Source organism: Stenotrophomonas sp. YJH_SMC_131 (genome assembly GCF_059367975.1).
Genome location: NZ_JCAFRJ010000008.1, coordinates 133,973 through 154,155, shown reverse-complemented (window position 1 = coordinate 154,155; position 20,183 = coordinate 133,973). Strand labels below are relative to the sequence as shown.

Annotated in this window: 18 protein-coding genes; 4 read left to right on the top strand and 14 right to left on the bottom strand. The window is 68.2% G+C overall.

The window, feature by feature from the left end; translation table 11 throughout:
- Positions 1–9: 9 nt before the first annotated feature.
- The 3 genes from AC5P56_RS16740 (at position 10) to AC5P56_RS16730 (ending at position 3,849) form a co-directional block, all read left to right on the top strand.
- Positions 10–2,298: an Orn/Lys/Arg family decarboxylase gene (locus tag AC5P56_RS16740; RefSeq protein WP_014647525.1), complete on the top strand. Its 2,289-nt coding sequence runs from the start codon at positions 10–12 to the stop codon at positions 2,296–2,298.
- 28 nt (positions 2,299–2,326) lie between these two features.
- Entirely contained in the window at positions 2,327–3,229 is a 903-nt protein-coding gene (locus tag AC5P56_RS16735) for a cation diffusion facilitator family transporter (protein ID WP_032957286.1), read from the top strand.
- 185 nt (positions 3,230–3,414) lie between these two features.
- Positions 3,415–3,849, top strand: coding sequence for a RidA family protein (locus AC5P56_RS16730; RefSeq protein WP_014647523.1), 435 nt, complete (start codon positions 3,415–3,417; stop codon positions 3,847–3,849).
- Here AC5P56_RS16730 and AC5P56_RS16725 read toward each other — a convergent pair.
- The 9 genes from AC5P56_RS16725 to AC5P56_RS16685 form a co-directional block, all read right to left on the bottom strand.
- Entirely contained in the window at positions 3,846–4,559 is a 714-nt protein-coding gene (locus AC5P56_RS16725; RefSeq protein ID WP_142234909.1) for an energy transducer TonB family protein, read from the bottom strand. The two genes, AC5P56_RS16730 and AC5P56_RS16725, sit on opposite strands and share 4 nt — an antisense overlap.
- Positions 4,552–5,352, bottom strand: a complete 801-nt coding sequence (locus tag AC5P56_RS16720) for a ChaN family lipoprotein (protein WP_495231823.1) — start codon at positions 5,350–5,352, stop codon at positions 4,552–4,554. Before AC5P56_RS16720 ends, AC5P56_RS16725 begins: the two co-directional genes overlap by 8 nt.
- Positions 5,339–7,810, bottom strand: coding sequence for a TonB-dependent receptor (locus AC5P56_RS16715; RefSeq protein WP_495231822.1), 2,472 nt, complete (start codon positions 7,808–7,810; stop codon positions 5,339–5,341). The genes AC5P56_RS16720 and AC5P56_RS16715 overlap by 14 nt, the downstream gene beginning before the upstream one ends.
- A gap of 64 nt (positions 7,811–7,874) precedes the next feature.
- Positions 7,875–8,801, bottom strand: coding sequence for a FecR family protein (locus AC5P56_RS16710; RefSeq protein WP_495231821.1), 927 nt, complete (start codon positions 8,799–8,801; stop codon positions 7,875–7,877).
- Positions 8,798–9,307 (bottom strand): RNA polymerase sigma factor, encoded by a 510-nt coding sequence (locus AC5P56_RS16705; RefSeq protein WP_495231820.1) that lies wholly within the window; start codon positions 9,305–9,307, stop codon positions 8,798–8,800. The genes AC5P56_RS16710 and AC5P56_RS16705 overlap by 4 nt, the downstream gene beginning before the upstream one ends.
- A gap of 123 nt (positions 9,308–9,430) precedes the next feature.
- The gene (locus AC5P56_RS16700; RefSeq protein WP_495231819.1) at positions 9,431–9,937 is read right to left on the bottom strand and encodes a hypothetical protein; all 507 of its coding nucleotides are present in this window, start codon (positions 9,935–9,937) and stop codon (positions 9,431–9,433) included.
- 99 nt (positions 9,938–10,036) lie between these two features.
- On the bottom strand, positions 10,037–10,261 hold the full coding sequence (locus AC5P56_RS16695; RefSeq protein ID WP_014647516.1) for a hypothetical protein: 225 nt from the start codon (positions 10,259–10,261) through the stop codon (positions 10,037–10,039).
- The gene (locus tag AC5P56_RS16690; protein ID WP_046431222.1) at positions 10,258–10,959 is read right to left on the bottom strand and encodes a glutamine amidotransferase; all 702 of its coding nucleotides are present in this window, start codon (positions 10,957–10,959) and stop codon (positions 10,258–10,260) included. Before AC5P56_RS16690 ends, AC5P56_RS16695 begins: the two co-directional genes overlap by 4 nt.
- Complete coding sequence (locus AC5P56_RS16685; protein ID WP_041863572.1) at positions 10,956–11,729, bottom strand: YggS family pyridoxal phosphate-dependent enzyme; 774 nt, start codon at positions 11,727–11,729, stop codon at positions 10,956–10,958. The genes AC5P56_RS16690 and AC5P56_RS16685 overlap by 4 nt, the downstream gene beginning before the upstream one ends.
- Before the next feature lie 76 nt (positions 11,730–11,805).
- Here AC5P56_RS16685 and ptsJ point away from each other — a divergent pair, with 76 nt between their 5' ends.
- Positions 11,806–13,092, top strand: coding sequence for a MocR-like B6 salvage transcription factor PtsJ (ptsJ, locus tag AC5P56_RS16680; protein WP_346601410.1), 1,287 nt, complete (start codon positions 11,806–11,808; stop codon positions 13,090–13,092).
- A 102-nt stretch (positions 13,093–13,194) separates the two neighbouring features.
- On the opposite strand, the gene AC5P56_RS16675 is transcribed toward ptsJ, so the two are convergent.
- The 5 genes from AC5P56_RS16675 to AC5P56_RS16655 form a co-directional block, all read right to left on the bottom strand.
- Positions 13,195–13,701 (bottom strand): hypothetical protein, encoded by a 507-nt coding sequence (locus tag AC5P56_RS16675; protein WP_032957269.1) that lies wholly within the window; start codon positions 13,699–13,701, stop codon positions 13,195–13,197.
- Between the two features lie 81 nt (positions 13,702–13,782).
- Complete coding sequence (locus AC5P56_RS16670; RefSeq protein ID WP_495231818.1) at positions 13,783–16,893, bottom strand: error-prone DNA polymerase; 3,111 nt, start codon at positions 16,891–16,893, stop codon at positions 13,783–13,785.
- A gap of 6 nt (positions 16,894–16,899) precedes the next feature.
- Positions 16,900–18,309, bottom strand: coding sequence for a Y-family DNA polymerase (locus tag AC5P56_RS16665; protein ID WP_046431214.1), 1,410 nt, complete (start codon positions 18,307–18,309; stop codon positions 16,900–16,902).
- Positions 18,310–18,318: 9 nt separating this feature from the next.
- Positions 18,319–18,933 carry a translesion DNA synthesis-associated protein ImuA gene (gene imuA, locus AC5P56_RS16660; protein ID WP_495231817.1) on the bottom strand — a complete coding sequence of 205 codons (615 nt, stop codon included), beginning with the start codon at positions 18,931–18,933 and terminating at the stop codon, positions 18,319–18,321.
- Between the two features lie 219 nt (positions 18,934–19,152).
- Positions 19,153–20,160 (bottom strand): cyclase family protein, encoded by a 1,008-nt coding sequence (locus AC5P56_RS16655; protein ID WP_053496083.1) that lies wholly within the window; start codon positions 20,158–20,160, stop codon positions 19,153–19,155.
- Positions 20,161–20,183: the final 23 nt, after the last annotated feature.

Genomic DNA, 20,183 nt, shown 5'->3' with positions numbered 1-20,183 from the left:
AGAATCAACGTGTACTTCAAGTCCCTGGACTACCCGGTCATTGTCATCGACAACGACTACGAGTCGCCGCGCATCGGTGGCATCCTGATCCGTGCGCTGGTGGAAGAGCTGCGCAGCAACGACCAGCGCGTGCTGTGCGGGCTGAACCTGGATGACGCCCGGGCCGGTGCCCGCACCTACGTGGCGGCCTCGGCGGTGCTGATCTCGATCGATGGCAGCGAAGAGGTGGATGGCGAGTTCCAGCGCCTGACCGCCTTCCTGCGCGAGCAGAGCGCACGCCGTGCCAATCTGCCGGTGTTCCTGTACGGCGAGCGCCGCACCATCGAGAAGGTGCCGAGCAAGCTGCTCAAGTACATCCACGGTTTCATCTTCCTGTTCGAAGACACCAAGAGCTTCATCTCGCGGCAGGTGATGCGCGCGGCCGAAGACTACATGAAGAACCTGCTGCCGCCGTTCTTCAAGGCGCTGATCCATCATGCGGCCGAGTCGAACTATTCCTGGCATACGCCGGGCCATGCCGGCGGCGTGGCATTCACCAAGTCGCCGGTCGGCCGCGCATTCCATCAGTTCTATGGCGAGAACACCCTGCGCAGCGATCTGTCGATCTCGGTGCCGGAGCTGGGCTCGCTGCTCGATCACACCGGCCCGATCAAGGATGCCGAGAACGAGGCGGCACGCAACTTCGGTGCCGACCACACCTTCTTCGTCACCAACGGCACCTCCACCGCCAACAAGATCGTCTGGCATGGCACGGTGGCCCGCGGCGACGTGGTGTTCGTTGACCGCAACTGCCACAAGTCGCTGCTGCACGCGCTGATCATGACGGGTGCGGTGCCGGTGTACTTCACGCCCAGCCGCAACGCGCACGGGATCATCGGCCCGATCAGCCTGGACCAGTTCACGCCGGAGTCGCTGCAGCAGCGCATCGCCGCCAATCCGCTGGCCAGCCAGGCCTACAAGGCCGGCTCCAAGCCGCGCATCGCGGTGGTCACCAATTCGACCTACGACGGCCTGTGCTACAACGCCGAGAAGATCGCCGACGAGATCGGCAGCGCAGTCGATTTCCTGCATTTCGACGAAGCCTGGTACGCCTACGCCGCGTTCCACCCGTTCTACGAGAACCACTACGGCATGGCCAAGGGCAAGCCGCGTGAGCAGGATGCGATCATTTTCACCACGCATTCCACCCACAAGCTGCTGGCGGCGTTTTCGCAGGCCTCGATGATCCACGTGCGCAACTCGGCGCAACGCAACCTCGATGCCGAGCGCTTCAACGAATCGTTCATGATGCACACCTCGACCAGCCCGCACTACGGGGTGATCGCGGCCTGCGATGTGGCGTCGAAGATGATGGAAGGCGACGCCGGCCGTTCGCTGGTGCAGGAAATGCACGACGAGGCGATCGCCTTCCGCCGCGCGATGCTGCACGTCCGCGATGATCTCGGCCGCGACGACTGGTGGTTCAGCGTGTGGCAGCCGACCCAGGTCGAGCGCAGCCTGGACAAGGGCGATACGCCGGCACCGATGGTGGCCAAGCGCGAGGAGTGGTACCTGCAGCCGGATGCGCACTGGCACGGCTTCGAGAACCTGGTGGATGACTATGTTCTGATCGACCCGATCAAGGTGACCCTGCTGACCCCGGGCCTGGCAATGGACGGCAGCATGGGCAGGCTGGGCATCCCGGCGGCGGTGCTGAGCAAGTTCCTGTGGGGCCGCGGCATCACCGTGGAGAAGACCAACCTGTACTCGGTGCTGTTCCTGTTCTCGATGGGCATCACCAAGGGCAAGTGGAGCACCCTGGTCACCGAGCTGATGGCGTTCAAGGAACTGTACGACCGCAATGCGCCGCTGAGCCAGGCACTGCCGACGCTGGCCGCCGATTATCCGAATGCCTACGCTGGCTGGGGCCTGCGTGACCTGTGCGACGCGCTGCATGCGTTCAACCAGGAATTTGCCGTGGCCAAGGTGATGCGCGAGATGTACGTGGACCTGCCGACGCCGGTGATGACCCCGGCCGATGCCTACAACCACCTGGTCAAGGGCGAGATCGAGCGGGTCGACATCGAGCAGATCAGTGGCCGCATCGCGGCGACCATGCTGGTGCCGTACCCGCCGGGCATCCCGACCATCATGCCGGGCGAGCGCTTCGGCGACAGCGACGAGCCGATCATCCAGTCGCTGCGCATCGCCCGCGAGCAGAACGCCCGTTTCCCGGGCTTCGAATCGGACGTGCACGGGCTCATCATCGAGCAGGAGGGTGATGCGGTCTCGTACAAGGTGGAGGTGCTGAAGGCCTGACCCGTAACGGTCGGCTCATCGGCGAACGATGGATACCGCGCGCGAGCAACGCATCCTGACGTTCTCGATCGGGGTCACCCTTGCGGTGAGCGCGGTCGGCTTCGGCGGTGGCCTGCTGGTGGGATCGCAGGCCATCCTGTTCGACGGCGTGTACAGCCTGGTCGACGTCGCCCTGACCCTGGTGTCGTTGTCGGTGCTGCGGCTGGTGGCGCGGGAACAAAGCCCGCGCTTCCAGTATGGCTACTGGCACCTGGAGCCGATGGTCGAAGCGCTGGGTGGTGTGATCCTGTCGCTGGCCTGCGTGTATGCGCTGGCCAACGCGGTGATCGGCCTGACCACGGGCGGGCACGAAGTGAAATTCGGGCCCGCGCTGTGGTGGGCGGCGCTGCTGAGTGCCAGCAACCTGGCGATGGCGGCGTTCGTTGCGCAGCGGGCGCGGCATCTGCGCTCGGCGCTGTTATGGCTGGATGTGCGTGGCTGGCTGCTGGGCGGGTTGATGAGCCTGGCAGTGGTGCTGGCCTTCGTGTTGGCGCTGGTCCTGCACGGTGGTGAGTGGCACCATTGGGTGCCGTACCTGGATTCGATCGTGCTGGCATTGATCAGCCTGGCGATGCTGCCGGTGCCGGCGCGCAGCGCGTGGAAGGCCATGCGCGAAGTGCTGCAGGTGGCGCCGGATGATCTGGACCGGCGCGTGCAGCAGGTGATGCAGGCGTTCGTGGCCGAGCGTGGCTATGCCGGTTTCACCAGCCATGTGGCGAAGATGGGGCGGATGCGCTTCATCGAGATCCATGTATTGGCTGACCCGATCACGCCGCTGGGGTCGGTAGGCGAAGTCGATGCGATGCGCGATGAGATCGCGGTGCGGCTGGATGCGCGGGGCAGTACTTTCTGGTTGACCATCGATTTCACCGCAGACCCGGCGTGGACGTGAGCCGGGAACGGTAGAGCCGAGCCCATGCTCGGCTGCCATTCGCGCTGAGCAGCCGAGCGTGGGCTCGGCTCTACACGTGGGCACGATCGTTGCGCATGGCGGACCGGACTGTTGCAGCGGATCGGTTTGACCTCAACTCTGGTTGAGGTCGCAGACTGCCTCGCATTCCCCATGAGGCATGCGGCATGAACCTGCTGACCACCCCGGACCTCAGTCACGGCCTGCTGGAACTGTTCAATCCTGCGGGGCTTTACGATCCCTCGGCCAACGGCTACTCGCACGTGGCGGTGGTGCGCCTTCCCGCCCGGGTGATCCATATCGCCGGGCAGGGCGGTGAGGATGCCGATGGTCATCTCTCTCCCGGCTTCGGGGAACAGGTCGAGCAGGCACTGGACAACCTGCAGATCGCATTGCGTTCGGCGCAGGCCAGCCTGGCCGATGTCGCGCGGTTGCGCATCCTGGTGGTCGACCACGACGAGGACCGGCTGGGCATCATCGCCCGGCAGGTACGGCGGCGTTGGCCGAACGGCGCAGCGCCGACCTGCACCCTGATTCCTGTGCCACGGCTGGCGCTGGACGGCATGCTGTTCGAGATCGAGGCGGAGGCCTACGCCGCCTAGCGCAGGTAGTACTCCACCGGCACCACCAGTTCCTGCGGTGCCTTCATTTCCATGGGAATGGGCGGCAGCGGCTGCGCGCGGCGGAACGTCTGCAGTGCGGCGTCGTCGAGCATCGGTTGGCCGCTGGACTGCTCCAGCCGCAGGGCCTGCAGGCGTCCCTCGCGATCGATGCTGGCCCTGACCCAGGCCGTTCCCTGCTGCCGGCGCGAGCGCGCGACGGCGGGGTAGTAGCGATAACGCTCCAGCCGCGCCATCAGGCGGGCTTCCCACTGGTCACTGGCGGCGCCGGCCTGGAAGTCCGCCGGTGGTGCGTCGGGAGCGGGCGGCGCGGCCGTGATCGATGCCGGTGCGGGACTTGCATCGGTCACGGCCGCAGGCGGGGCGACCGGCAGGGCTTGCCGGCCAGGGCCACCGAGCTCGCTGGCGGCCACCTCGCCCTCGCGTGCGGCGGTGGGCTTTGGCGGAGGGGGCGACTTCGCCGGTTGCGACGCGCGCGCCTGCTGCGCCTGGCTGGGGGTGTCGGCCTGGCGCTCTTCGACCGGCTGGGGAGGCGTAGCCGGTGCCAGCAGGCGCAGGCTGATGCGCACATCCTGTTCACGCGGCGGCAGCAACGGTGGCGCGGCCATCCAGTGCACCAACAGCAGCAAGGGCAACAGGTGCAGGCCGATGCTGATGGCAATCGCCTGCCAGTGTTGGCCGCGTTCACTCATCGCCCGGCACCCACAGCAGATCGGCGTCGGCTGCATCGACGCCTTCGTCGGGTGACGCAAGCGCGATCACCAGTGCCGGTACCTCCGGTGGCAGGTAGCCCGGCACGCCGGTGCCGCGCAGTACATGCCAGCGGCCGGCCACCAGCAGCGCGGGTGCAGGGGCTGCGGTCAGTGCCTGTGCCATGCGGGTGTCGCGGGCCTGTTGCACGGCCAGCATCCCTTCCAGCATCGGTGCGGCGTCTGCGTGCTGGGCCAGCACCACGGCCGACAGGCGTTGCCGGGCGGTGGGCATCGGAAACCGCACCGACGTGTTGGAGGCAAGCAACGCATTGACCTCGGCACGCGACAGGTTGCCGCCGAACAGGGGGATGCCGGCGGCGGTGGCGTCCTGTACCAGCCCGCCATAGGTGGCCCACGGCCAGCGTGTATCCCAGCCCAGCAGCGCCTGCAGGTGCGCACCATCGGCATGGTTGCCCTTGGCCAGCCAGCGCTGCACCCGCTGCAGGCGCGGTTGGCGTTCACTGGCGATCATCTCCATCACCAGCGCACCTTGTGGACGCTGCCGTTGCAGCGCGTGCAGCAGCCAGCCCTGGGCGGCGTGGTCACCGGCCAGGTCGTGGCGTTCGCCCAGCAGCAGCCGCGGGGCGTTCGCTGCACGCTTCACGAACGCGGCTTCGTCCAGGCGCTGCCCGCTGGCCAGGTCGATCACCGTGCCGGGCATCGGCTGCGCGCTGGCGATTGCGGCCAGTGCGAGCAGGCACAGCGGCAGCCAGCGACGGCTAGAACGCCACATTGACGCCCATCGAGACGGTGCGGCCACGGCCGTTGCCGCGGTCCAGGATCGGGCTGAAGATGCTGTCGATCGAGGCATTGTTGTCATAGGCCTTGTTCTGCAGGTTTTCGATGTTCAGCCACAGCGTGGTGTTGGGCTGGGGCTTGAAGCTGGCGTAGAAGTCGAGCAGTACACCGGTACCGCCGGTCCTGCGGGTCTGGAAGAAGTCGTAGCCTTCTTCGGTGGGCCCGGAGTATTCGGCGCGCAGGCCGGCCTGCACGCGCTGCTGCCACCAGCGGCCGCCGACATCCAACGTCCAGAAGCGGTCGGGCAGGGCGGTGATGTCTTCCAGGTTGACGAATTCGATGGCAGGCGCACTGGTGCGCGAGCGGGTCCAGCTCAGCGTGGCGTGGTAGTGCGCGCTGGCGTAGTGCGCTTCCAGCTCGATACCGCGCATGCGCACCACGCCGGGGTGGTTCATCCAGCGCGTGGTGGTGCTGAAGTCGTCCACGTCCAGGGCATCGGTCCAGGCAGTGAGCTGCTGATCGCTGTCGATCGGTACCACGAAAGGCCCCACCTCCGGCGGGTGCACGATCAGCAGGTACTGCGGCTTGATGTAGTCGCGGATGCGGTTGTCGAAGCGGGTGACGCGCAGCTGCGCGAGGTCACCGTCGGTCAGCAGCGAGGAGGCGCTGAGGTTGGCGCCGAACTGCAGGTTGCGCGAGCGCTCACGGCGCAGGAACGGGTTGGCACCCACGCCGTCGGCATCGCTCATGCCTTCCAGAGGGATCTTCTCGAAGAACATCTCCTGCACGCGCGGCGGGCGGGAAGTACGCGAGGCTTCGGCGAACAGTTGCAGCCAGTCGGTGGCCTGCCACGAGACCGCCAGGCTGGGGCTGAGTGCGCGCTGGGTACGGCGCACGTCGATGCCGCCGCCGTTGATCTCGGCGCACTGGCCGGGCACATCCGAGCACACCGGGACGTGGCCGCGGATGCCATAGCGATCCTGGCGCAGGCCTGCAGTCAGCGCGTAGATGTCGTACTGCAGTTCCAGCGTGCTGAACACGCTGTCCAGCTGGCTGCGGCCCTGGGGGTTGGCGCCGCGCAGGATGGGGGTGTCGGCCACGTAGACGTCCGACTGGTGCTTGATGCCGGTGTTCCAGCGTGCCTGCAGTGCACCGATATCGAAGCGGCTGGTGTTGTCGAGCGTCCAGCTGCTCAGGCTGCTGTGGGTGCGGCGGCCGATGTAGCTGGAATCCTCCACGGGTGGATAGAACAGCCGGGTCTTGTTGCCGGCGAAGGTCGCGCGCAGGTCGATCCACGGCGTGTAGGGCGTGTAGTGGTAGCTGGCGCGCTGGTTGCGTGCGGAAATCTGCCACGGGTAGTTGTGGTAGAAGTCGTTTTCGTAGCGCATGTGGCTCAGGTCCAGCCGATGCTGGTCACTGGGCTGCAGGCGTGCTTTCAACAGCCAGCTGCTGGGCTGCTGGCTGCCGGGGTCGGCATTGTTCTTCTGCCCGCGTGCCGTGGCGTACTCGCCGCTGCGACTGCTGCTGGCAGCGGCCAGCAGGCCGAACTGGCGGTCACCGCCGTCCTCGCTGTGGCGCCATGCGCCGGCGAAGGTGCGGCCGCTGCCATAGCCGTTGTTGCCATGGCGATAGCCCGCACGCAGGCCCCAGTCACGGCCTTCGCCGAGCAGGTCGTCGATGTCCAGCGTGCGGAAATTGGCACTGCCGGCCAGCGTGCCGGCACCATCACCACCGGCGACCGCACCGCGTTGCACGTCCACACCGGCCAGCAGGAATGGGTCGACGTAGGCGAACGGACCACCGGAGCCATGGCCCGCGTTGTTGCGGAAGGTCTGGGTGACACCATCGATCATGGTGTTGACCCGCCCGGCGCCGGTCATGCCGCGGATGTTGACCTGCAGGCCGGGCTGGCTGCGCGAGTGGAAAGTGTGGGTGCCGGGCATCGAACGCAGCAGGCTGTTGCCGTCCTGGCGTTCGGCCATCGCCACGCGCTCGCTGCCGACGGCGGGCGCAAAGCCATCGCGGGCCGCCGGGACATACTGGCTGGCGCCTGCACCGGGGGAATGGCCGTGTGCGATATCGCCCTGTACGCGCAGCGGGCCGGTTCGACGGCTGCCATCGGAGGGGTCGGCCGGCGCCGGTTCCAGGGTGGCGCGGCGCGCGTCGATGAAACGGGGGCGCAGGCCGCTACCGGCCAGCAGGCGCGACAGGGCCTGCGCCTCGTCGAACCGTCCGCGTAGTGCCGGCGCCGTCTGGCCGCCTGGCAATGCCGCGCCGATCACCAGATCGACACCGGTCAGCCGGCTGTAGGCATCCAGCGCGCTGGCCAGCGGTTGCGCAGGAAGATCGAAGTGGCGGGAGGTGGCCTGCGCGTGTGCGCTGGCAGGTAACAACGGAAGCGGACTGGCGCAGGCCAGTGACAGGGCAAGGACAAGGGGACGGTGAAACAGCATCGGGAGCTCCAGGGGCTGACGCAGCGCGTCGTCATCCTGGGTAGACGCAGTGGCAGGGCCGATGTCAGGGTGCATCGCGATGTTCCCTGCGTGGCGGCAGCCACACCTGCACGACCGCGCCCAGGCGCAGCACGCGTACATGCAGTTGCGTGGCCAGCTGGTCGCGGCTGCGCGCCGCGCCGTCTGCACTGCCGAGCAGGGTGACCGGCTGCTGGCGCAGGTGTGCGCCGATGATCCAGGTGTGGCCGCCATGCCAGCGATCCAGGCCCTGGGTGACCTCGGCCAAGGGCGTGGAGACCCAATGCAGGCGACGCTCGCGCCAGGCCAGGGCACTGTGGCTGGCGGCCAGGCCGATGATCGGTGCCTGTCCATCGAAGCGCAGCTGCTGCCCTTCGATGGCCTGCTCACTGCGGGTGCCGCTGTCCACACGGACGCGGTGCTCGGTGACGGTGACCACGCTGTCGTTGTCCTGCACGGCAAGGTCGAAGGCCGTACCGAGCGCGGTGACCATGCCGTGCGTCGTATGCACCTGGAACGGATGCTGCGCATCGGCGGCTACCTTGAACCACGCTTGGCCGTGCTGCAGCTGCAGCTGGCGGCGCTGTGCATCGATGCGGACATGGACTTCGCTTCCGGGTGACAGCAGCACGTGCGAGCCGTCCGGCAGTACTTCTTCACGGATCTCGCCTGCCGCCGTGCGCATCACCTGCGCGGCCGGTGGTGCAGCCTGGCGGGTATACAGGCCCAAGGCGCAAAGCAGCAGCACGGCAGTGCCGGCGTCGCGCAGGTGCCGGCGCTGCCGCTTGCGCTGATGCCGCTGCAGGCTGGGCGTGGCATCACCGGCCTGCCAGAGCGCCTGCAGGTGCTGGTACTGCGCGGCGTGGCGGCAATCGGCGTAGTACCACTGGTTGAAGGCACGCTCGTCGCGGCCGCCGTCGTGGCCGTCCAGCCACCAGCGCGCGGCCTCGCGCGCGATCGCCTCCGGGCTCATGCGCCGGGTACCTGCTGCAGCGCCACCAGCGCACGCAGCAGATGGCCGTGCGCGGTCTGCCGGCTGATGCCGAGCCGGCGGCCGATCTCGGCCAGTGCCATCTGCTCCACCCGGGCCAGCAGGAATACCTGGCGCGAGCGCGGTGGCAGCGCGGCGATGATCGCGTCGAGATGGCGCAGCTGTTCGGCGTCCAGCAGGTGCTGCTCCGGCAGCGGTGCAGGGTCGGCGAGGGCGTGCAGTTGGGCGTCATCCAGCGCTTCCTCACGACGGCGCTGGCGTTGCCGGTAGTGATCGGCGATCAGATTGTGGGCGACGCGGTACAGGTAGGCGCGGCCGTTGCTCAGCAGGCCGCTGGCGGCGACCTTGATGACACGCAGCCAGGTTTCCTGGACGACGTCATCGGCGTCGCTGCGTTGCGGGAGTTTACGGCGGACATGGGCGTGCAGCGGCCGGTAATGGGCCGCGCACAGCTGCGCGACATCCGTCGGTTCGACAGGCTCGGACACGGGGCGGGCGACAACTGGGAAAGGGAACAGCCCGCGGCGGCAAGGGCAACGGCTGCACCTTACAGCAAAAGAGAATCATTTGCATCTATCGATGGGCGTGACACGCCTGCCCGGGACGGGAGATCAGCGCGGGCGATAATCGCAGTGGATCTGCAGGGCTTCGGTGGGGTTGTGATGCAGCTCGAAGCCGCAGCGCTGCAGGCTGCGCTTCACCCGCGCGACCGCTTCGGCATGGCGGGCGACGCGACGATCCTGCCAGCGTGGCGGGGTGAATACGCCCACGGGCAGCAGCCGTAGCCGCTTGCCGTGCAGTACCAGCGAGACATCGATATGACGGCCATCGATGTCGTGGCCGTTGGCGCCGAAGATGGCATCGACCTCATCATGGCGTTGCGGATAGCAGGCCCGGAACAACGCGATACCGAGCCAACGCACGCCACGACGGAAGCTGCCGAGCCGGCTGTGGCTGGGTTCGAAGCCGCGCGTGAGCAGCAGTCGCAGCCCGGCAGGCAGCATTGCCTGCGCATCGAGCAGGCGTTGCAGTACCTCTTCTTCCAGCTGGATACGGGTGGAGGGCCAGCGCGGGGCGACCAGCAGCCCGTGGTGGCTGCCGCGTTGCAGGGTCAGCATGCGTGAAGCTTCGCACGCGGGCGAACAGCCGTGGTAGTGCCGGCCGCTGGCCGGCCAGATTCGGGTGCCGGCCAGCGGCCGGCACTACCGTGACGATCGTCAGATGTCGCGGTACTGGATCTGCGAAGCCAGTACGCGCAGGCCGTCGGCATTGCTGGACAGGATGCGCTCTTCACCGACACCTTTCTGCCGTTTCAGCTGGAAGCCCTGTTCGGCAGGCAGCTGCGCGGCGATGGTGTCCATGCGTTGCATGGCATCGGGGCCGCTGCAGTCGAAGTGGCCCCAGTGGGCGCCATCGCGGTGGATCTGCAATCGGTAGTTCATTGCGGTGTCTCCGGCAGCTCCTGCAGCCAATGGTCGAACATCGCGGTGGCCGCCGCTGCCAGCGGTGCACCGTAACGGCGTGCCTGGGCGCGAAGATCGTTCGGATCGATGCCGGCCTGCGCCAGCTCCAGGGTGTGGCCGATCAGCCAGCGTTCGAACTGGCGGGCATCCAGTTCCGGGTGGCATTGCAGGGCCAACGCATGGCTGCCCATGGCGAAGGCCTGGTGGCGGCAGGCCGGCGTGCTGGCCAGGCGACGTGCACCGGCCGGGAGTTCGAACGCCTCGCCATGCCAATGCAGTACCGGAATGCCCTGCAGGGCCTGCAGTGGTGAGCGCTGGCCGTCATCGGTGAGCAGCAGCGGCGCAAAGCCGATCTCCTTGCCGCCACTGGCGGCGACGTCGGCACCGAGTGCGCGCGCCATCAGCTGCGCGCCGAGGCAGATGCCCAGCGTGGGCCGTTGCTGCTGCAGCCGACGTTGCAACAACGCGATGCTGTCGTTGAGGAAGGGATAGCGATCAACATCGTTGACGCTGACCGGGCCGCCCAGCACGACCAGCAGGTCGGCGGTTTCGGCGGAGTCGAGCGCGTCGATACCGGCCTGCAGCACCTGCAGCTGCCAGCCCTGTGCCGACAGCAGTGGCTGCAGGGTGCCGAGGTCTTCAAAGGCGACGTGTTGCAGGACGACCGCGTGCTTCATGCGGAGGCTCCATTGCTGGGCCAGTAGAAACTGTCCGGGGTGGCGCGTGCGCCGAAGATGGCCTGCCCGACGCGGACCACGGTGGCACCTTCCTCGATCGCCACTTCGAAGTCTCCGGACATGCCCATCGACAACTGCGAAAGGTCGATGACGGGAGGTGCAGTGCGCTGCAGCTGGTCGCGCAGTTCGCGCAGGCGCACGAAGCAGGCACGCACGCGCTCGACCTCCGGGGTGAAGATGGCCAGCGTCATCAGGCCGCGCACGCGCAGGCGATCGAACGCTGGAAGCTGCTGCACAAAGGCCTCGACGGCAGCGGGTTCCAGGCCGTACTTGCTGGGTTCGGCGGAGGTGTTGACCTGCACGAACACATCCAGCGTGCGGTCTTCCAGCTGCAGGCGCTGCTGCAGTGCTTCGGCCACGCGCAGGCTGTCCAGCGCCTGGAACTCGCTGGCGAAGCGCGCCACGTAGCGCGCCTTGTTGGTCTGCAGATGCCCGATCACCGACCAGTGCACGCCAAGATCGGCCATCGTCTCGGCCTTGCGTTGCGCCTCCTGCACCTTGTTCTCGCCCAGCTCGCGGCAACCGGCGGCCACCGCCATGCGGATGCGGGCGTCATCGACGGTCTTGCTGACCGGCAGCAGGCGCACGCTGGCCGGGTCACGGCCGACGCGGGCGCAGGCATCGGCGATGCGTTGGCGCACCGTGACCAGGTTGGCGGCGATCTGTTCAACGGACTGGGCGACGGGCCAGTCGGCAGCGGCCAGGGGCATGCGGGCACCTCCAATGCAGGGTGGCCAGGGTGGGATACACTGGCACAGGACAAGAGATATTTTGGCATAGGACAAAATGAAAATCACCGGGCACAGCGCCGAGTCGATCTTCGACAGCATCCGCGACGGCATCGGCAAGGGCCGCCTGCCGGCCGGTAGCGTGCTGCCGCCGGTGCGTGAACTGGCCGAGCAGCTGGGCGTGAACCGCAACACCGTGGCTGCTGCCTACAAGCGCCTGGATGCGGCGGGACTGGCCAGCACGGCGGGCCGCCGCGGCACGGTGGTGCGTGGCCTGCCGCCGCCGCTGGCGCGCGAGGGCAGCACCCCGGGGCTGGCGCTGCAGGACCTGGCCGGTGGCAACCCGGATCCGCGCCTGCTGCCGAACCTGCGCCTGACCCCGGCGGCGCCGCGGCTGTATGGCGTGGGTACGGTCGACACGAGGTTGCAGGCGCTGGCACGCGCCTCGCTGGATGCGGATTGCCCCGAGGGATATGCGCTGGAGCTGACCCATGGCGCCGTCGATGGCATCGAGCGCCTGCTGGCGGCGTGGCTGCTGCCGGGTGATCGCATCGCGGTGGAGGATCCATGCTTCCTCGGCAGCCTCAATGTGCTCAATGCGTCGGGTCATGCGCCGTTGCCGGTGGCGGTGGATGCCCAGGGCATGCAGGTCGAATCGCTGCGGCAGGCGCTGGAGGCTGGTGCACGTGCGGTGCTGCTCACCCCCCGGGCGCACAATCCGACCGGGGCCAGCCTGGATGCGAAGCGGGCGCGGGCGTTGCGGCAGTTGTTGGCGGCGTACCCGCAGGTAGCAGTGCTGATCGACGATCACTATGCGCTGCTCTCGCAGCAGGCCTATCACTCGGTACTGCCGCTGGATGGGCGGCGCTGGGCGCTGCTGCGTTCGTTGTCCAAACCGCTCGGCCCCGACCTGCGGCTGGCCTGGCTGGCCTGCGATGAAGAAACCGCGATGCGGTTGCGGCTGCGATTGGCATCCGGTATCGGCTGGGTCAGTCACCTGCTGCAGGACGCGGCAATCTCGGTGCTGGCGTCGTCAACGCAGCGGGCGAAGATCGCCTCGGCAGGCGAGCGTTACCAGCAGCGCCTGCAGTCGCTGCAGGAACTGCTGCGCGCGCGTGGCGTGCCGACGCCGCTGCCGATGGAGGGATTGAACCTGTGGCTGCCGTTGCCGGGCGACAGCCATCCGCAGGTGCTGGCGCTGGCCGCGCGCGGATGGCATGTGCGCGCTGGCGAGGTGTTCGCGGTGGCGGCGCCGGCACATGGCCTGCGCATCACCTGCGCGGCGCTGGGCGCGGCGCAACTGCGGCCGCTGGCTGACGACCTGGCGGCGGTGTGCGGTCTGTAGCGTCGAGCGATGCTCGACGTTGCTTCGCCTTTGTAGAGCCGAGCCATGCTCGGCTGCTGTTGGTAGAAGCAGTCGAGCATGGCTCGACGCTACAGAAGCAGATCAGGGCGCGGCGTTGGCGCCCGGGCGCACGTAGTAGGACTGGCCGCTGTCATCGACGAACATCAGTTCCGGCTTGCCCTGCCATGAGGTGAGCATGGCGCCGGTGTTGTTCTGGTGCTTGACCATCAGGCTGGCACCACGGTCCGGGTTGGCCACCACCTTGAACACTTCCGTGGTGCCATTGGCATCGTCCAGGGTCAGCACGGCTTCACCGCCGCGATCGCTGGTGCCATAGCCCCCGCGTTCGGAGCCATCCGGGCCGAGCAGGATCAGGCCGGACAGGGCGGTAGCGCGCGGCCCCTGGATACGGCCCCGGCTGAGGGGGTCGGGCACCGGCGCGCCTAGGATCACCCGGGGTTGGCCCGTGCCATCGTGGATGATCAGCCCGCGCGCTTCGATGATGCGCTGTGGCGATTGGCTGCGATGCAGGCTCCAGGCGGTCCAGCCGGAAACCAGCAGGGCGAGTGTGGAGACCACCAGCGTGGTCAGCAGCAGTGCGCGCGGCATCGTGTCGTCCTTCCTTGGATGCAGCGACGATAGCGGATGCGGGCGACCGATGGCCAGTTCATTGTGTGACGCTGTGTATCGTCAATGGAAATCGCGGCTGTGGCTGCGCAACCCCTGCAACAGTTCATCCAGGCAGTGCATGCGCTGCACGATGACATGCTGCACGCCATCGACGCGTTCCAGGCGGCCGTCGATCTGCATCAGCCGGGTATCGACCAGGACCCGGTGCTGGCGATCGGCCAGGTGCCGCCAGACCACGGCATTGACCATGCCGGTCTCGTCTTCAAGGGTGAGGAAGGTAACGCCACTGGCGGTCTGCGGGCGCTGGCGCATGCGGACCAGGCCGGCGATGCGCACGCGACGGCCATGGCCGTGGCCCGCAAGCTGCGCGGCATCCAGGCAGCCGCGGCTGCGCAGCTGCGTGCGCAGGAACGAGATCGGGTGGCGGCCGAGGGTGGTGCCGATGCTGCGGTAATCGGCCTGCATGTCCTCCCAGGCGCTGGGCAGGGGCAGCGGCACGCGTGCTTCAGCGGTGGCGCGGGCCTGGTCGAACAGCGGCAGCCGGTTCTCCACGCCGGAGATATCCCAGCGTGCACGATGGCGATGGCCGCTGAGCCCGCGCAGCGCACCAGCATCGGCCAGCAGGCCCTGCTGGCGGCGATCCAGGGCGGTGCGCTGGCACAGTTCGCCCACATCGTCGAACGGGCGCCGTGCACGTTCGCGCATGATGGCCTGTACAGCCGCTTCATTGCAGCCGTCGACCAGGCGCAGGCCGAGCCGGATCGCGGCCGCGCCCCTGCTGAAATCCAGCGTGCAGTCCCAGTCGCTGTGGCGCACGTCCACGGGAAGCACGCGGATGCCATGCCGGCGCGCGTCCTGCAGCAGCTGGTCGGGGCTGTAGAAACCCAGCGGCTGGCTGTTGATCAGGCTGGCGGTGAACGCGGCCGGATGGTGGCATTTCAGCCAGCAGCTGTTATAGGTCAGCAGGGCGAAGCTGGCGGCGTGGCTTTCCGGGAAACCGTAATCACCGAACCCCTTGATCTGCTCGAACAGGTGCTCACCGTATTCGCGGCTGAAGCCGTTTTTCAACATGCCTGCCAGCAGTTTTTCACGATGCGGTTCCAAGCCGCCACGGCGTTTCCAGGCCGCCATCGAACGGCGCAGGGCATCGGCCTGGCCAGGCGTGTAACCGGCTGCTTCGACCGCCAGCTGCATCACCTGTTCCTGGAACAATGGCACGCCCAGCGTGCGTGCGAACACGCGTTCCAGCTGCGGTGGGTAGAGCGGGTTGTCCGGGTCGTTCAACGCGTCCGGTCCCTGTTCGCGCAGGATCCGGCGCCGCTCCAGATAGGGGTGCACCATGTCGCCCTGGATCGGGCCAGGGCGCACGATCGCCACCTCGATCACCAGGTCATAGAACGTGCGTGGCTGCATGCGCGGCAGCATCGCCATCTGTGCGCGCGATTCGATCTGGAACACGCCGATGGTGTCGGCGGCGCAGATCATGTCGAAGGTCTTTGCATCCTTGGGCGGGATCGCATCCATGCGTCCTTCATGCAGGCCATGCTGTTTCAGCATGGCCAGGCACTTGCGGATGGCGGTAAGCATGCCCAGCGCCAGGCAGTCGACCTTCATCAGGCCGGTGGCGTCGAGGTCGTCCTTGTCCCATTGGATGACGGTGCGGTCGGCCATCGCCGCGTTTTCCACCGGCACCAGGGTCGACAGGGGATGTTCGGAAATCACGAAACCGCCGGGGTGCTGCGACAGGTGGCGCGGGAAGTCGATCAACTCGGCGGTCAGCGCCAGCAGGCGCCGCATCAAGGGCGTGTCCGGATCGAAACCGCGCTCGCGCAGGGTTTCCGGCAATGGGATGTTGCCGCCCCAGTGGTCCATCGCCGCGCCCAGTTCGTTGACCTGGTCCATCGGCAGGCCAAGTGCACGCGCCACGTCGCGGATCGCGCTGCGGCCACGGTAGCTGATTGCCACCGCGGTCAGTGCGGCGCGCTCGCGGCCATAGCGCTTGAACACGTACTGCAGCACTTCCTCGCGGCGCTCGTGCTCGAAATCGATGTCGATATCCGGTGGCTCGTCGCGCTCGGCGGAGATGAAACGCTCGAACAGCAGGTTGCTGCGTGCCGGGTCGATCTCGGTCACGCCCAGCACGAAGCACACCGCGGAGTTGGCCGCCGAGCCGCGGCCCTGGCAGAGGATGTCCTGGCTGCGCGCGAAGCGCACGATGTCCTGCACGGTGAGGAAGTACGAGGCGTAGTTCTTCTGCTTGATCAACGCCAGTTCGTGTTCGATCTGCTCGCGTTGTTTCGGTTCGATGCCGCCTTTCCAGCGCCAGGGGATGCCACGCTCGACCAGCACGCGCAGCCAGCTGTCCGGGTCATGCCCCTCGGGCACCAGCTCGCGTGGGTAGGTGTACTGCAGCTGTTCCAGGGTGAAGTGGCAGCGCTCGGCGATGCGCAGGGTCTCGGCCAGCAATTCGGGCGGATACAGTTGGGCCAGCGCGGTGCGCGGACGCAGATGGCGCTCGCCGTTGGGGAACAGGCGCCAGCCAGCCTCGGCCACGCTGCAGCGGTGGCGGATCGCGGTCAGGGTGTCCTGCAGGGCGCGGCGGCGGCGCACGTGCATGTGCACGTCGCCACTGGCGACCAGCGGCAGGCGGTGGCGTTCGCCGAAGGCCTGCAGCTGCTGCAGGCGGCGTGCGTCGTCGTGTTCGTGGTGCAGCTCCACCGCCAACCACAGCCGATCATTGAAGCCGGCGCGCAGCAGTTCCAGGTCGGTGGCGGCCGGTTGCCGGTCCAGCCACAGGCACAGCAGGCCGTCGGGCAGGCCGAGCAGGTCCTTGCGCAGGCAGCGGTACTCGCCCTTGGCTGCGCGCCGCCGGCAGGTGGTGATCAACTGGCAGAGCCCGGCATAGGCGGCCTGGTCGGTGCACAGCAGGGCCAGCTTCGGCCCGTCCTCGACCTGGAATTCGGCGCCGACGATCAGCGCCACGCCATGCGCCTTCGCCGCCTGCCAGGCGCGCACGATGCCGGCCAGCGAGCATTCGTCGGTGATCGCCAGTGCCCGGTAACCCTGGCCAGCGGCGCGCGCGAACAGTTCTTCGGCGATCGAAGCACCGCGCTGGAAACTGAAGGCCGACAGACAGTGCAGTTCGGCGTAGCCGGGCAGTTCGCTGTGCATGGCGGCTCAGCCGAACCAGCCGTGCAGCATCCACGGCGCATGCGGATCGTTGCGCTCACGGAAGGCCCAGCCGCGCTGGCCGTGTGCGGTTTCCACCACGTAGTAGTCGCGGCGTGCGTCGGCCTGGTCCCACCAGCCCGATTCGATCCGCTCCGGCCCGGCGACGATGCGCAGGCGCGGGTCACGCAACGGTTGTGGGGTGTCCAGCAACCAGCCGGGGCGCAGTGGCCAGTACGACGGGGGCTTGGCCGGTGGCTGGGTGCCACTGGCGCGTTCGGGGCGATGGTCGGCCTGCACCGCCAGCGGCTGCACGGCGTCATCACCCAGCCGCGCACGCAGGCGCTCGCGCAGCTGGTTCCAGGGCATCGCCTGCGCCGGCCGGGTATCGAACAGGTCGCGCGCGGCGGGCACGAACGGTGGCAGCTGCTCGGCCTGCAGGCGCAGTGCGCGGCTGCCGGCCGGCAGGGCGAACGCTTCCATGCGGTTGCGTGCGATCTCGAACAGCAGCGCAGGATCGCGTTCGGGGGCCAGCAGGCCGATGGTCAGCACGCTGGCCGGCAGCAGGTCGTGCTCGAAATGCAGGTCGAAGCGCTGCACGCCGCCATCGCGCGAACACAGGAAGGCGGCCAGGTCCAGCAGCAGGCGGCGCAGCGGGAACAGCAGGGCCTGGCTGGATTCGATCTCGTATTCGAATTCGATGCGCGCATCGAAACGGTCCGGTGGCTGGTAGTAGCGCAGCGGCGCGGTGGGCAGGCCGCGCAGTGCATCCAGCTGCTGCAGTACCTCCGGGGCGAAGCGCCGGGCCAGGCTGTCACGCGGCAGCTCGAGCACCGCACCCAGCGTGCGCAGGCCGGAACGGCCGAGCACGGTCACCGCGTCGCTGGGCAGGCCGCAGCGCGGCAAGGGTAGCTGCGCCAGTGCCGCTGGCAGCTGCTGCGCATCGATGCCGAGGCCGTCGTGGACGTTGGCCAGCACGCGCGCGGCATGTGCCGTGGGGGCGGCCACCAGGCGGTGGCGGAAACCGAGTTCATGCAGTTCGTTGCGCAGGCGCTTTTCGATCGTCAGCCAGTCACCGAACAGGGCACGGCTGGCGCCGATTTCCAGCACCAGTGCATGCGGGAAATCGAGGCTGACCTGCGAGCTGTAGGCGTAGGCCCAGCTGGCCAGCAGCTGCCGGGTGTGCTGTTCCGCGTCAGGGTCGTAGTCGTGCAGGTGCATGTCCTGCACCAGCACCTGCGCAGCCGACAGCAGCATGCCCGGGCGCAGCCCTGCTGCGCGCGCGGCCGGGCTGACCGCACGCAGCACGCGGCGCTGCGCTGGGCCCTGCAGCAGCACCAGTGGCCGCTGGGGGTCCGGCTGCAGGCGCAGCACGCTGTCCAGCGCCAGCTGCGGCAACAACAGGCAGGCCCAGTGCATGGCGCGGCCTCAGTGGGTGATGGCCAGTGGCAACGGCTGCGCGGGTGGCAGGCCGCCACGGCACTTCAGCACCCTTACCTGGCCGTGGTCGAGCTGCAGGCGCAGGCTGGCCGGGGAGGGGTTGCGCGCTGCCTGCGCCACGCGGAACACGAAGCCCAGGCACTGGCCGCTGTCGGCGGCGACCTGCAGCCGGCGCAGGGCGCGATCGTCGGCCTGGTGCGGCCAGCACAGCACCGCCGCGCAGGCGGCAGAGCGCAGGCATTGTTCGGCCGCCCACAGCGCCTGCTTCGGCGCAGCGTGGATGATCTGCAGCTGGGCCAGATCCAGCCCGGCCGCGGCCCAGGCCGGGGCATGCGGGCGATAGGGTGGGGCGACCAGCACGATCGGGCGGTCGCGCTGGCTCAGCCTGGCCAGCGCCGGCCAGACCAGGGCCAGTTCGCCAACGCCCGGCGCCGCCTGCAGCACCTCGCACAGCCCGCTGGCCGGCCAGCCGCCGCCGGGCAGGCGTGCGTCCAGCGCCGGGTGGCCGCTGGCCAGGTGGTCGCTGGCCGGCCCCTGGCGGGCCGGGCCGCGCCACAACTGGCGGCCGTCCAGCAGCCGGTCGAGGGCGACGACGGCGCCCATCAGCCGGTCCTCCAAGGGAGGCGCCGGGCGGGCTGGAAGCGGCAGGAACGGGCGGAAACGACAGGCATGGAGCGAGTATCGGCGGGCTGGTATCAGGGGCTGAGACCAGACATGCTACTCGCCTTGTGAGTAGAATTACTAATGAAATTGGTGGACCGGGTTTCAGGTTGCTGAAGTGGGAAAGGAGTGCCGAGCCAGGTCGGCACCCACAGGGCCCGGTTACGGGCGGACCGGCAGCGCGACCGGGCGCAGCGGCGCGGCATCGCCGCCGCGGATCTTCAGCGGGCCGCCGATGAAGGCGAACTCGTAGACCTTGTCGCGGGCCAGTTCATCCAGCGCCACCAGTTCGATGATCGGCGCGCCCTGCTGGGCCAGCAGGTAGGTGTGCAGCGGCACGTAGTCGTCGGCCACCTCCGAGGGGAAGGTCTCGAAGCTCAGGTTGTCGGCGCCGACGATCATCGCGCCGCTGTCCTCAACCAGGAAGCGCGCCGCGTCCAGGCCCATGCCCGGCGGGTTGGCCATGTAGGCCTTGGGCTGTTCGAACAGGCGCATGCGGCCGGTACGGATCAGCACCACATCGCCCTGCTGCAGCTTCACCCGCTGGCGTGCCAGCGCATCCTTCAGGTCCTGGCGGGTGACGCGGTAGCTGTCCGGCAGCATGTCCACGCCCTTGGCGGCGGCCACGTCGATCAGTACGCCACGCGCGATCAGCGGCGGGAATTTCTCGATGCCGGTGACATTCCAGCCACGATCGCCGAGATGCTTGTCGGCCTCGAAGCCGTTCCAGATCTTTCCGTGGATGCCAAAGTGGTTCAGCGCATCGATGTGGGTGCCGGTGTGGCTGTACATCGAGAACGCGGTGCCGGTGTAGCTGCGGGTGAGGTTCATGGTCTCGCCCACGCCCATCGGATCATCCATCACCGTGCCGCGCGGGGTGTGGGTCATCCAGAACTGGTAGTGCGGGTCGCCGGCGTCCTGCCAGCTGGGCATGCCGACGTAGTAGTCGGTGGCCAGGTCATAGGCCTTGCCGCCGCTGACCCGCGACAGGATCGCCGCACGCGAGGCTTCGGTGATCAGGTTGAGCCGGCCGATCTCGTCCTTCGGCCCCCAGGGGCTGGTGCCGACCTGCTGGCCGGAGGGAACGCGTTCGTGCGCGGACACGGTGGTGGACGCCGCGGTGCCGGCCAGCAGCAGGGCCAGCGCGCTGGCCAGGATACGTGGGGTCATGGGGGAATCTCCTTGCAGGGTGG